This is a genomic window from Phyllobacterium sp. 628 (genome assembly GCF_014189505.1).
Taxonomy (GTDB): domain Bacteria; phylum Pseudomonadota; class Alphaproteobacteria; order Rhizobiales; family Rhizobiaceae; genus Phyllobacterium.
This window is the reverse complement of the sequence record NZ_CP050301.1, coordinates 1,467,222-1,480,236: the sequence shown is the minus strand read 5'-3', so window position 1 is coordinate 1,480,236 and position 13,015 is coordinate 1,467,222. Positions and strand designations below refer to the sequence as shown.

The following is a 13,015-nucleotide window of genomic DNA, read 5'->3' as shown; positions in this document are numbered from 1 at the left end:
TACCGGTCAGGATTGGGGCGGACCAACGATCAAAATGGCCGGTTCAGTCTCCAGCAGCTTTTTGGCCGCTGCCTTCACCTGTTCCAGCGTCACCGCATTGATAAAATCGGCGCGCTTGTCGATGTAATCTCTGCCGAGGTGTTCATCCTGCAAGCCTATCAACGTACTGGCAACGGCCGACGATGAATCGAGATTGTTGATGGCGTAGGAGCCGACCAGATATTTCTTGGCTTCAACCAATTCGTCTTCGGTCGGTCCGTCCTTGGCCATGCGCGCCACTTCATCCTTGAGGATTTGCAAGGTTTCCCCGGCACGATCCGAACGGGTCGCTGTGGATATGGTCAGGGCCGCCATGTGATCGCGGCTGACCAGTGCCGAGCCTGCGGAATAAGCCAGACCGCGCTTCTCGCGCACTTCATTGTAGATACGCGATGAGAAACTGCCGCCACCCAGAATATGGTTCATGATGAAAGCCGGGAAGAAATCGGGATCCTGACGGCGCACGCCGGGATAAACCATGGAAATGGAGGTCTGCGGCAACGGATAATCGACGCGGGTCGTCTTGCCCAGGGCAAGTTTGGCATCCTGGATCGGATCAAGAGTGGCCTTGTCAGGCAGATCGCCAAACACCTTGTCCAGCAATGGTGCCAACTGTTCGGGGCTTATCGAACCGACAACACCGACAATCAGCTTGTCGCGGGCAAAAACACGTTTGTGATAGGCGGCAAGATCATCATGGGTGATCGCGGCAAGGCTTGCTTCCGTACCCTGCGACTGGCGGCCATAGGGATGATCACCGTAGAGAGTTTCCGCAAATTTGCGGCCGGCGATGGTGTTGGGATCGCGCTCGGACGATTTGATACCGGCAACAATCTGCTGACGGATACGGTCAATGGGCGCCTGATCGAAACGCGGCTTGTTGATCGCCAGCGCAAGCAAATCAACCGCCTCATCCCGCTTGTCGGAGAGCATGCGCATGGCACCGGCAATACGGTCGTCGTCAGCGCTGAACCCCATTTCAGCGCCGACATTGTCGAGCTTTTCCTGAAATGTATCCGAATCCATATCACCGGCACCTTCGTCGAAGAGACCAGTCATCAAATTGGCAAGACCTTCCTTGCCTTTCGGATCCTGTGCCGAACCACCCTCAAACGAAAAGCGCAGGGCAATCAACGGTACAAAATCATCCTGCACCAGCCAGGCACGAATGCCTTTGGGCGAAACAACTTCCTTGATCTCGACCGCGTAGCCAGGTGCCGCAGCAACGATAAGCAACAGGAACGCGGCAGCGATCCGAGCGAAAACGGGTGTCAACAATCTGGTCATTGCACGACTCCCTGTGTCTGCGGTTCAATCGGTTCTGCTGGCCCATTATTTGGCGTCTTTTCATCGGGCTTGCCGTCTTCCGGCATCAGATAGCTGGTGACGGAACGGGCATCGACGAGGTAGCGCTTGGCCACATCCTGAATATCCTGCACCTTGACCGCCTGAATACGGTCCGGCCATTCCTGAATATCCTTGATCTTCTGTCCGGTCGAAAGGGTCGAACCATAGATTCGGGCCATACCCGCCTGACTATCACGGGCGAAGATAACACTCTTCAGGAAGCGGTTGCGGGCCTTCTCCAGTTCGTCTTCAGTCACACCGTCTTTGATGATCCGGGCAATTTGCGCATCCACACCAGCCTCAACCTGCTGCAGCGAAGCGGAACCGCGTGGAGAGCCGTAAACGCCGAAACTGCCATCATCGAGCGATCCGCCGCTGTAATAAACACCGGCGCTGGCAGCCAGACCGTCCTTCACAACCAGAGCCTGATAGATACGGCTGCGGGAGGAGCCTCCAAGAATTTCGCTCAAGAGATCAAGCGCTTCCGCCTCACCCGGCTTGGCGCTGTTATAAGACGGCACCAGCCACATTTTCTGGAAACTCGGCTGCGAAACACGCGGGTCCGCCAGCGACACCGTGCGCTTGGTGTTCTGTTCAGGCTCCTGCGGCCGTTGCCGTTTACCCGGTTCGGAGCGGCGTGGCACCTTGCCATAGGTCTTTTCAGCCAAAGCTTTGACGGTATCCGCATCGACATCGCCTGAGACAACGAGTGTCGCATTGTTCGGTGTGTAGAACTTCTCGTAAAAGGCCAAGGCATCCTTAAGATTCAGCTGCTGCATTTCGTGCAGCCAGCCGATCACCGGGAAGCGGTAAGGGTGATTCTGATAGAGCGTCGCATTGACTTCTTCGGAGAGCAGCGCGGCGGGATTGGTGTCTGTGCGGGAACGGCGCTCTTCCAGAACAACATCGCGCTCTGTCTTCACCACATCCTCGTTGAGGATCAGGTTTTCCATGCGGTCCGCCTCGTAGGTCATGACCATTTCGAGCGCCTGCGGCGAAACCTGCTGAAAGAAGGCGGTATAATCGTAGGAGGTAAAGGCGTTTTCTTGACCGCCAATCTCGGCAACTTTCCGAGAAAACTCGCCAGCCGGATAGGTCTTGGTCGCCTTGAACATCAGATGTTCGAAGAAATGGGCAATGCCGGATTTACCGGGTTCTTCATCGGCCGAGCCAACGTGGTACCACAGCATATGCGTGACGACGGGCGCGCGATGATCGGGAATAATCACCACTTCCAGACCATTTTCCAGATGAAAGGACGAAACGCCTGAACTGTCGGCGGTTTTGACTTCAGCGGAAAGCTGGGTCGCGGTCTGGGCATTTGCAGGGAGGATAAAACCCGAGGCTGACAGGGTTCCGGCCAAAACGAACGCCGCAACGGTGCGGCCTAATATTTGCGACATCAAGCTTCCTTCGCAATCTTGCCCTGTAGCCGAGTGATTCTAGCCGCTCAACGTGACAAGTCTTATGATTGTTCCGCCATAGTGGCGTTCTTCCACAACCGAGAATCGCGGATCAAGGGCGATCACGGCTTCGGCCTCCTCTTCAAGCACGAGAAGTGTGTCGGGATTGAGCCAACCGCCTTCGAGAGCGGATTTGAATGCCTGCTCGCCGAGCCCCTTGCCATAGGGCGGGTCGGCAAAGACCAGATCAAAAGGCTCGATTGTGCCGGCCTCGCCGAGCTTTGCGGCATCACGGCGGAAAATCTTGGTGTTGCCAAGCAGACCGAAGCTTTCAACGTTGGTGCGGATCAATCCGCGCCCTTCCGTCGATTCCTCGATAAACACACCGTAGCGGCAGCCGCGGGACATGGCTTCCAGTCCCAGGGCGCCCGTCCCGGCAAAAAGATCAAGGACGCGGGTCGATTCAAACTTTTCCGGATAGCTATGCGCCAGAATGTTGAACAGGCTTTCCCGCGTCCGGTCGGTTGTCGGCCGGATAGCATTGGAGTTGGGCGTGGCAAGCGCCCTTCCGCGAAATTTGCCGCCGACAATCCGCATCAAGTCCACGCCTATGGTTTAGGCTTGCGCGGCGGACGGCCTGCACCGACACCGCCAGAACCACCACCACGCGGACCTTTCGGAGCGCCTGACGGTGCACCACGTGGCGCCGCGCCTTGGGGTCCACCATAGGGACGATCGCCGGAGCGCCCATCCTGGCGGGTTGGCCGGCCACTGGTTCCATACGGGCGCTCGGAGCGATTTGGACGTTCTGAAGCGCTGCCGCCGCTGGCTTCACGCTCCTTCAACTCGGCACGCTCACGCTTGCCAACCCGTGGAGGACGAGGCGGACGCGGGCCATCGCGTGATCCTTCGGACCGCTCGGCTCCAAATGCACGCTTTGGACGATCAGCACCATCCGCATCACTGCGTGGCGGACGCGGGGAATAATTGCCGCGCGGTTTGTCACCACCGGCATATCCGCCAGAAGACCGGCCACCAGTCGGGCGATCCCCTGAAGGACGATCGCCGGATGGACGATCATTGGATGGACGGGCAGAACCCTCTTCGAAACGCCTTGGACGGTCTGTCCGAGGTGCGTCGGAATGCTTGCGCTCACCGCGTGCTTCGCCGCCAGCTCTTGCTTTGGGCTTGCCCATCGGACGGGCACCGGGCGCCATCCAAACATTAGCTGAACGCGGGCGCGGCGGCGCTGCTTCTTCGGCTTTGGCGCCACGGGCACCCTTGGAGGGTGCAGCGTCACGCGGCGCACGGGGCTTGCGGTCATCATCGCGTGGCGGACGGGCGGGGCGCTCATCGCGGCCACCGCGTGGCGCGGATGGCCGTTCATTGCGATCCGTCGTCAGGCGCGACAGTGAATCTTCACGCTTTTCGTCCTTGGATTTGCGCGGGCCACGGCTTTTGGCGACGGGCGCGCTGGATATCCATTCAGATCCACCACGAACCGGACGCTCACGCGCTTCCGGCTGCTGAACGGCTTCGCCTTTTACGGCATCATTGGAGAACACATTGATGATCGGCGCATCGAAATCTGCACCTGATTCCTCGATTAGGCGTTCACCGAGCTGATCCCGCAAAGTACGGCCGTTCATTTCACGGACGGAACCCTCGGGCAAATCGCTCAGCTGGAATGGACCATAGGAAATGCGGATCAGGCGGTTGACCGAAAGTCCGAGTGCGCCAAGCACATTCTTGACTTCGCGGTTCTTGCCTTCGCGCAGCCCAACCATGATCCAGACGTTGGAGCCCTGCTCGCGTTCAAGCGTGGCTTCAATTGCGCCGTAGAACACGCCATCAACAGCAATGCCATCCTTGAGTGTATCGAGCTTTTCCTGCGTGATACTGCCATGGGCGCGAACGCGGTAGCGGCGCAGCCAGCCGGTGGATGGCAGTTCCAGTGCACGCGACAGGCCGCCATCATTGGTCAATAGCAACAGGCCTTCAGTGTTGATATCAAGCCGTCCAACCGAAAGAACGCGCGGCATATCCTTTGGCAGGGATTCGAAAACCGTCTGGCGCCCTTCGGGATCACGGTTGGTGGTCACCAAGCCAGCAGGCTTGTTGTAGAGCCAAAGCCGTGTGCGCTCCTTCTGCGGCAAAGGCTTGCCATCAACCTCAATACGATCATCGCGCTTGACGTTGATCGCCGGGCTGGCAAGCACCTTGCCATTGACCGAGATACGGCCTGCAGCAATCATCGTTTCGGCTTCGCGGCGTGAGGCTATGCCTGCGCGGGCCAGTCGTTTGGCAATACGTTCGCTGTCATCGACGGGCTCTGCGTCATGCGATGGTCTGCGCGAGTCTGAACTGCGCGTCGCGGGATCCCGCGTGCCGCCATCGAATTTGCGCGGAGCCGGACGGCCACCGCGACCGCCATCGGCGCCCTTCTTGTCGAAGCTGCGCTTTTCAAAGGGACGTTTACCGCCCTTTCCGTCATCATTAGAACTGGTCATGGAATGTTTGCCTTTCAGCGGGGCTAACTACCAGCTATGACGGCTGCTTGCGAGTAAATTCTGGACAATGAGTGCAGCGTGAACCAAAAAACTGATCCTGTAGGCCCGATGGACCTTGCATTGAGCGAAGCGAAAGCGGCGGCAGCGCGCGGTGAAGTGCCGGTTGGCGCCGTATTGGTCAAGGATGGCAGGGTGCTGGCGCAGGCTGGAAACCGCACGCGTGAACTCAACGATCCGACCGCTCACGCCGAGATTTTAGTGATCCGCGAAGGCTGTACAGTACTTAGCGATGAAAGACTGACAGGCTGCGATCTCTATGTGACGCTCGAGCCTTGCACCATGTGCGCAGCGGCGATTTCCTTCGCACGTATCCGGCGACTCTATTATGGCGCGCAGGATATGAAGGGCGGCGGGGTGGAAAACGGGGCGCGATTTTTCGCGCAGCCCACCTGTCACCATGCGCCCGAAGTTTATTCGGGCTTTCGCGAACAGGAAGCGGAGATCATTCTTAAAGAGTTTTTCCGCGAGCGGCGGCTCTAGCACGTAAACTCATAAATCTGGCTGAAATGACTTGCGGCCAGGTTTATGAGTTTACGTGCTAGTTATCCGCTCTGATTTTCTCGGAGAAATCGTCCGCCTTGTCCGCATCCAGTGCGCGCTGGTTGATTGAGGCGGCCTGAATGGTCTCGTCGAGCGAATTCTTGCGGTCGATTGCCCCGAGATCGTAGAGGTATCCCGGCAGGTAACCGGAGAGAATAATACGGTAATCAACTGGAAGGCCTGGAGTGATTGCACGGATCATATCGAAGATTACTGTTGTGCAGTTGGCGGTAATCGTATTGTAAAACTGCGCAGCCTTGGACAGCCGGTTGCCATTATCCAGATAGGACAGGAAGAGTGCCTGGCGCATTTCCGGTGAAAGATTGACGCGATACCGGTAAACGTCCTCCTTGCGGATATTGGTCCGCAGTCTGATGATGTCGCGCTCGTCCGCGGCAATCATCGCAAGTTCGAATTCTTTGAAAAATCCGCCAATCTCGGAAAATTGCTCGTGGCGCTTTTTGCGGATTTCGGCCGAGAATACAACGTGATCGCCATCGCTGAAGCCGAAACTTACCAGCGTGTGGGCAATCGCCGGGCTGGACCAATAGGACAAAAACACGTCCACCGAGTCCAGTTTTTCCAGATCATAGGATCTGACTTCCCAGCGCGGCGTATAATCAGTGTCGGTTCGCCATTCGAAATTGCGGACATTGGCCAGCGTCACATGATTGCCGGCGAGCGTACCCGTCACCGTCTGCGCCACGTCGTCAGCCCAAATCCGGTTCAGCGACGGCGTGATCGTGCCCCACCAGAACAGCAGGGCAAGCATGACAGGGATCAATACGAGCAGTGCCCGGCGCACGCGCCCCTTTAATTCGAGCCACAGAACAACGAGAGCAATGACAATCCAGACAATGAGCGCGCCAATGACACCTGCAGTGCCAAAAGGCAACTGATACCAGAACGCGAAACCACCCCAGATAAAGGCAAAAGCAGTCAGCAGGAAGAGGATGATCAATGCGGGAATACGAAAGAGACGCAAGATGGCCAACCCTCAACTGACGGAACGATGGAGAGCAGTTTTCTTGCAAGCCAAGGCAATAGCAAGGCGGAACATGCGATTCCAAAAAGAAAGGCTCCCTTGAGGAGCCATTCTTTTACAAAATGCGTTCTAAAGCTTTGAGATCAGTTCCAGGGAATAAGATTCTTGAAGCTGAAACCCTTGTCCTTACGGGCAGCGGCCTTGCGTTCACGTTCTTTTTTCGCCTCGTCTTCACCCAACTCATCGGTAGCAGCTGTGGCGGCTGGAGCACGATAGGCCAGCGGCGGCTCGCTCAGATAACGGCGCGTCGTCGGGGAGCCTGCTGTCGAAGCAAGCTTGCGGGCGCGATATTCAGCCGACTGGTCGATTCGTTTGCCGTTGGGGGGCGGATTTCTGTCGTTGAAGAAACCATGCTCACCAGTGTCCGCCGTTTTGGCAGCGGGCATATCGTTTTCGATCTGCGGCACGTAGTTCGGATTGTTCTGGTTGGCAGTGGCCTCATCACGCAGCCGTTTGCGGCGCGCCTCAGGTGATTCCGGCCAGTTTGAATTGCTGGCTACGGCATTTTCTTGCGGTGCAGGCAATTGACCCGGCGTACCAACAACCGGACGAACAAGTTCAGGCCGTGGGTTGTAACTGATCTTGTCTTTTTCTTGGGCCCGAACGAAGCGATATTCGAGACGTCATCCAGCAATTGGCTGCCGGACGTCTTGTCGGTGCCATAGGTTGGTGACGTGCAGCCGGCAAGCGTCAGGGATGCCAGCATTGCACCGATAACCGTAATACGTCCGTTCAAATTCATACTCGCCACTTTCACCTCAAGCTTCTATTGCCGACTCTGCCGATTCAATATGCTTGATCAATGCCCTGCCTGTTAAATCAGGCAACTCAATGGCAAGCCTTTTACATGAGGCGGGTCCCAATAAGCAAGCCGACGCAAGCCTTTGTTAAGCAAAATGCGGATCACCTGGGGATGATCCGCATTTTTATACACTTAAATGGCGAGTTTGCCGAGCTTTGCCAATTCATGCAGCGCTGCCGCATCGCGTGCAGAAACATCTGGATATGCCGGATCGGAACCAACATCATCGGTATAACGCCATGAACGGGCACATTTTACTCCGGAAGCACGTTGCGGGACAACAGCCACACCTTTGACATCGTCCGTTACGAACGCACCTGATGGAGCAGTGCCTTCCTTGATGGTGATAGCACTGGTGATGCAGATTTCAGCCATATCCAGACCGGCAACAGCAGCAAGCAGATCGGCATCGCTGATGAAAACCAGCGGAGCAGCTTCCAGCGACGAGCCGATACGCTTGTCTGCGCGTTCGAGTTCGAGCGCACCTGTAACGACACGGCGGACATCACGGATCTTACGCCACTTTTCTGCCAAGGCCTCGTTCTTCCATTCGGCAGGCACAGGGCGGAACTGCTCAAGATGCACCGACACCGCATCCGGATACTGATCGAGCCATGCTTCTTCCGTCGTGAATGGCAACATCGGCGCAAGCCATGTCACCAGACGATCGAAGAGGTGACGCACGACCTGCAGGGAGGCGCGGCGTTTTACGCTCGATGGCGCATCGCAATAAAGCGCATCCTTGCGGATATCGAAGTAGAATGCCGATAGTTCGACATTCATAAAATCGATCAAGGCGCGGGTGATGCGCTTGAATTCGAACGCATCATAGCTGGAGCGCACGAGATCATCGAGCTCCGCAAGGCGATGCAGCATCAGCTTTTCGAGTTCCGGCATATCCGCATAGGCGATCTCTTCGCCGGCATCATGGGCGAGTGTGCCCAGCATCCAGCGGATCGTGTTGCGCAGCTTGCGGTAAGAGTCGATATTCGTCTGGATGATGTTCTTGCCCAGACGCTGATCTTCCCAATAATCCGTGGTCATGACCCACAGACGCAGGATATCAGCGCCGGAATCCTTGATCACATCCTGCGGCGTCACTGTGTTGCCGAGGGACTTCGACATCTTGCGGCCTTCCTCGTCCATGGTGAAACCATGGGTCACGAGCGTGTTGTAAGGCGCACGGCCACGCGTGCCGCAGCTTTCCAAGAGCGACGAATGGAACCAGCCGCGATGCTGGTCCGAGCCTTCGAGATAGACGTCGGCAGGCCATTTCAGATCAGGACGATCTTCCAGCGTGAAAACGTGGGTGGAACCGGAGTCGAACCAGACATCGAGGATATCGCGGACCTGCGTCCACGGTTCATTGGCCTTTTCGCCAAGGAACCGCTCACGCGCACCTTCGGCAAACCATGCATCGGCGCCTTCAAGTTCAAAGGCTTCAAGGATACGGGCATTGACCGCGTCGTCCTTGAGAACATTGCCATTCTCATCGGCAAAGACGCAGATCGGCACGCCCCAGGCGCGCTGACGCGACAGGACCCAATCCGGGCGGTCTTCGATCATGGCGCGCAGGCGGTTCTGGCCGCCGGCCGGCACGAAACGTGTCTCGTCGATTGCAGCCAATGCACGCGAACGCAAGGTGGTCTGATCGCCAAGGTCCTTGTCCATATAGACGAACCATTGCGGTGTGTTGCGGAAGATTACAGGCTTTTTGGAGCGCCACGAATGCGGATATGAGTGCTTGATACGCCCGCGCGCGAACAGCATGTTGCGGGCGATCAGCTCATCAATCACGGCCTTGTTGGCATCACCCTTTTTGCCATTGTCGTCGATAACGCGTGCGGGGCCGCCATCGCGATCCGGACCAAAGCCCGGCGCATCCTTGGTGTAGAAGCCCGCATCATCAACCGTAAACGGGATCGCTGTGGAGATACCTTTTGCTTCAAGTTCGCGCGTGGCATTGGTCCATGCATCAAAATCCTCGCGGCCATGGCTTGGTGATGTGTGGACAAAACCTGTACCAGCATCATCGGTGACGTGATCACCGGCAAGCATGGGGACGACGAAGTCGTAGCCGCCTGCAAATCCTTTGAAGGGATGTGCCAATGCTATTTCGGCAAACTCATCACCCGTAACGGTTCTGATCCGCTTGAATGTTAATTTGGCTTTTGTTGCCGATTCCTCGGCAAGCGCATCGGCAAAGATAAGCTTTTCGCCAGAGCGTGGTCCAAAATCATTCTCGGCGGCAGTGACCTCATAAAGACCATAGGCAACGCGCGGCGAATAATTAACCGCGCGGTTGCCCGGGATCGTCCAAGGCGTCGTCGTCCAGATCACGACATGCGCGGAATGCAGATCAGCCGGGCCGGTAACGACAGGGAATTTCATCCAGATCGTGTCGCTCTCGACATCCGCGTACTCGACCTCGGCTTCCGCCAGCGCCGTACGCTCGACGACGGACCACATGACCGGCTTCGAGCCGCGATAAAGCTGCCCGGACATGGCGAATTTCAGCAATTCGCCAGCGATGCGGCTTTCCGCATGGAAGGCCATCGTCGTGTAGGGATTTTCGAAATCGCCCTCGATGCCGAGACGCTTGAACTCGGCGGACTGGATCTTGATCCAGTTCGCGGCGAACTCGCGGCATTCCTTGCGGAATTCGTTGATCGGCACTTCGTCCTTGTCCTTGCCCTTGGCGCGGTACTGCTCCTCGATCTTCCATTCGATCGGCAGACCATGGCAATCCCAGCCCGGCACATAGTTCGAGTTGAAGCCGCGCATCTGGAATGAGCGGGTGATGACGTCCTTGAGGATCTTGTTCAGCGCATGGCCGATATGGATATTGCCGTTGGCATAGGGAGGACCGTCATGCAGGACATAAAGCGGACGATCTTTGCCGTCCTCCCGCAATTTCTTGTAGAGGTCCATCTCCTGCCAGCGCTTGACGAATTCCGGTTCCTTGGCAGGCAAGCCTGCGCGCATCGGAAAGTCAGTCTGCGGCAAATACAGGGTTTTTGAATAGTCGAGTGGCTTGGGCGTGTCGGTCATTTTTCCAGCTTATGAACGGGCCCGCGCGTGATCGCTGCAGGCGATGATGGTAGGAAAATCAAAAAAGAGCGCGATGGCGCATCCGGAAACCCCGGACCTTCCGCACCCGCAAGCCTTAAGCTTCAGGCAAACCGGAAGGCCGGGCCAGTAATTCGCGGTGTCTGACGTGGTATGGACAGCGTGAGCGCCCAGGAAATAGTTTTCATGAGCGCGCTTTTAGCAATCACTGCTTCCAGAATAAAGGGGCTGACGCAATAAACTTCGCGTCAACCCTCGAACTTGCCTAAAGGGCGAAGTCGAAACGATAGGTTGCCTGCAGGCCAAAGGTTGCCTGATTGGCTGAACCCTTATCCTTGACGAGACTGGAATCGGACGCAGGTCCCATTAGGCGGCTATATTCGGCATAAGCGCTGGTTTCGATCTTGTCTGTGGCTTTCCAGGTAATCTGGCCGCCGATGCCAAGTGATTTGAGACCACCACCCGGTTTATATTGGGCCAGCCCCGTTGCAGCCGATTCCGTTGCGTTCACGCCGTAGTACTGGCGGAAATATTCCTTGGTGGCGACGGTCGCGCGGGGACCAGCGGAAACACGAACAGTCGGCGTCAGATCCTTGAATGCATCAATGGCAAAGTCGGCAACCACGCCTTCGTGCGCGCTGATGCCCCGGCGCACTTCAACGCGGCCGCGAATATTATCGGTCGGGTAGAATTCGGCAAAACCACCCAGTTCAACACCCCAATCCGCTTTGCGAAGTCCCTTGATGTGGGTATCGCCGCTGTCACGGCCAGGGATCAACTTGCCGGTCATACCCGCGCGGAAAACGCCGGTATCGACAAAGCCGATGGACGCATTGTCGTTGAGCGAACTAAAACGTGTCGTCGATCCAGCCCGTCCAATGGAAATCACCGGCGCTGCCCGCAGCAGGTAATCCTTGGCACCTTCATAGCGCGGCGCGACAAAGCCCTTGGCGCCCAGCGTCAAATACCAGTCGCCGGACCACCAATGTTCGCGCGGGGCAGTGGTGGTCTGATTCTGTGTCTCACCCTGATAATATTCATCGGCAAGACCAGGCGTAGCTGCGGCAATAACAAGTGCGCCCGAAAGAGCGGCGACAAAACGAATATGCATTAAATCACTCCAAATTTTTGCCTGGGAGGGCGGCAGATTTGAGGATGACGCTACCGAAGGATAGATAAAATTGGATTTATTCTTATGGTAAACGATTTACCGTTTCATGGAAAATTAATCGTGCCGTCAAGAGCGGAAAGTGGCTTTACGCCCTGAAGAAGCGCCCTTGCCTCCTCTTCGTCGCGTTTGATCTGTTGCATCATTGGCTCAAGTCCATCGAACTTTTCTTCGCCGCGCAGATAGGCAAAAAACGAGACTGAGCAGATTTCGCCGTAGAGCTCACCGGTAAAATCAAACACGTAGGTTTCCAGAAGCGGTTCGCCATTCGTATCAACGGTCGGCCTGCGGCCAAAACTGGCCACTGCATCATACAATGTACCGTCGGCACGGCGGAACCGAACCGCGTAAATGCCTTCCTTCAGATGGGTTTCGGGCGGCAGCACCATATTGGCCGTGGGAAATCCGATTGTCCGGCCGAGCTGCTTGCCATGGATGACTTCTGCACGCACCCGGTGACGATATCCCAGCAAACCCGCCGCCTCTGCCACGTCGCCCTCACCCATGAGCGCACGGATGCGGCTGGACGAGATTGCCTGACCGCCTTCGTCACGGAATGCATCGACGAGCGTTACCTGAAAGCCGCGCTTTTCGCCGGCATCCATCAGAAAAGCCGGACCACCCTGGCGTCCCTTGCCGAAATGAAAATCAAACCCCGCCACAATGCGGCTGGCACCCAGACCTTCAACGAGAATCTGGTCGACAAAAACGTCGGCGGTCAGTTGAGAAAAATCCCTGGTGAAATGGCATTCGACCACAGCGTCGAAACCGAGCGCTTCCAGGATGGATGCCTTTTCGGCAGCAGGCGTCAGCCGGTCAACCGGCTGATCCGGGACAAAAACACTGCGCGGATGCGGCTCGAACGTCAGGACAAGCGATGGTTTGCCTGCTGCATGGGCTGCATCAAGCGCCCGTTCCAAAACTGCCTGATGACCCCGATGCACGCCGTCAAAATTGCCGATCGCCACTACCGCACCCTTCAGATGCTGCGGCAGGTGAGAAGGGTCCGTCAGGCGTAAAATCGGCATGATA

Annotated in this window: 9 protein-coding genes and 1 pseudogene; 1 reads left to right on the top strand and 9 read right to left on the bottom strand. The window is 56.8% G+C overall.

What is annotated here, in order from left to right:
• Positions 1-6: 6 nt before the first annotated feature.
• Genes HB779_RS08850 through HB779_RS08835 form a run of 4 tightly spaced genes read right to left on the bottom strand, consistent with a single transcriptional unit; the run spans position 7 to position 5,299 of the window.
• Entirely contained in the window at positions 7-1,326 is a 1,320-nt protein-coding gene (locus HB779_RS08850) for a pitrilysin family protein (protein ID WP_188345350.1), read from the bottom strand.
• Positions 1,323-2,789, bottom strand: coding sequence for a pitrilysin family protein (locus tag HB779_RS08845; RefSeq protein WP_188345349.1), 1,467 nt, complete (start codon positions 2,787-2,789; stop codon positions 1,323-1,325). The genes HB779_RS08850 and HB779_RS08845 overlap by 4 nt, the downstream gene beginning before the upstream one ends.
• A gap of 39 nt (positions 2,790-2,828) precedes the next feature.
• On the bottom strand, positions 2,829-3,386 hold the full coding sequence (gene rsmD, locus HB779_RS08840) for a 16S rRNA (guanine(966)-N(2))-methyltransferase RsmD (protein WP_188345348.1): 558 nt from the start codon (positions 3,384-3,386) through the stop codon (positions 2,829-2,831).
• Positions 3,387-3,397: 11 nt separating this feature from the next.
• The gene (locus tag HB779_RS08835; protein ID WP_188345347.1) at positions 3,398-5,299 is read right to left on the bottom strand and encodes a pseudouridine synthase; all 1,902 of its coding nucleotides are present in this window, start codon (positions 5,297-5,299) and stop codon (positions 3,398-3,400) included.
• A 108-nt stretch (positions 5,300-5,407) separates the two neighbouring features.
• On the opposite strand from HB779_RS08835, the gene HB779_RS08830 reads away from it, so the two are divergent.
• Positions 5,408-5,839 (top strand): nucleoside deaminase, encoded by a 432-nt coding sequence (locus HB779_RS08830; RefSeq protein WP_188345846.1) that lies wholly within the window; start codon positions 5,408-5,410, stop codon positions 5,837-5,839.
• A 58-nt stretch (positions 5,840-5,897) separates the two neighbouring features.
• Here HB779_RS08830 and HB779_RS08825 read toward each other — a convergent pair whose 3' ends face one another.
• The 5 genes and pseudogenes from HB779_RS08825 to HB779_RS08805 all read right to left on the bottom strand — a co-directional run bounded on the left by HB779_RS08825 (position 5,898) and on the right by HB779_RS08805 (position 13,011).
• Positions 5,898-6,884: a DUF4105 domain-containing protein gene (locus tag HB779_RS08825; RefSeq protein WP_188345346.1), complete on the bottom strand. Its 987-nt coding sequence runs from the start codon at positions 6,882-6,884 to the stop codon at positions 5,898-5,900.
• Positions 6,885-7,027: 143 nt separating this feature from the next.
• Positions 7,028-7,686, bottom strand: a pseudogene (locus HB779_RS08820) (hypothetical protein).
• A gap of 192 nt (positions 7,687-7,878) precedes the next feature.
• Complete coding sequence (gene ileS, locus HB779_RS08815; protein ID WP_188345345.1) at positions 7,879-10,797, bottom strand: isoleucine--tRNA ligase; 2,919 nt, start codon at positions 10,795-10,797, stop codon at positions 7,879-7,881.
• 283 nt (positions 10,798-11,080) lie between these two features.
• Entirely contained in the window at positions 11,081-11,926 is an 846-nt protein-coding gene (locus HB779_RS08810; RefSeq protein ID WP_188345344.1) for a MipA/OmpV family protein, read from the bottom strand.
• 104 nt (positions 11,927-12,030) lie between these two features.
• Complete coding sequence (locus tag HB779_RS08805; protein ID WP_188345343.1) at positions 12,031-13,011, bottom strand: bifunctional riboflavin kinase/FAD synthetase; 981 nt, start codon at positions 13,009-13,011, stop codon at positions 12,031-12,033.
• Positions 13,012-13,015: the final 4 nt, after the last annotated feature.

Excerpts from the sequence above, each read along its gene's own strand:
- ileS (WP_188345345.1), bottom strand. The coding sequence starts at position 10,797 with ATGACCGACACGCCCAAGCCACTCGACTATTCAAAAACCCTGTATTTG.
- HB779_RS08805 (WP_188345343.1), bottom strand. The coding sequence starts at position 13,011 with ATGCCGATTTTACGCCTGACGGACCCTTCTCACCTGCCGCAGCATCTG.
- HB779_RS08810 (WP_188345344.1), bottom strand. The coding sequence starts at position 11,926 with ATGCATATTCGTTTTGTCGCCGCTCTTTCGGGCGCACTTGTTATTGCC.
- HB779_RS08845 (WP_188345349.1), bottom strand. The coding sequence starts at position 2,789 with ATGTCGCAAATATTAGGCCGCACCGTTGCGGCGTTCGTTTTGGCCGGA.
- HB779_RS08830 (WP_188345846.1), top strand. The coding sequence starts at position 5,408 with ATGGACCTTGCATTGAGCGAAGCGAAAGCGGCGGCAGCGCGCGGTGAA.
- rsmD (WP_188345348.1), bottom strand. The coding sequence starts at position 3,386 with ATGCGGATTGTCGGCGGCAAATTTCGCGGAAGGGCGCTTGCCACGCCC.
- HB779_RS08835 (WP_188345347.1), bottom strand. The coding sequence starts at position 5,299 with ATGACCAGTTCTAATGATGACGGAAAGGGCGGTAAACGTCCCTTTGAA.
- HB779_RS08850 (WP_188345350.1), bottom strand. The coding sequence starts at position 1,326 with ATGACCAGATTGTTGACACCCGTTTTCGCTCGGATCGCTGCCGCGTTC.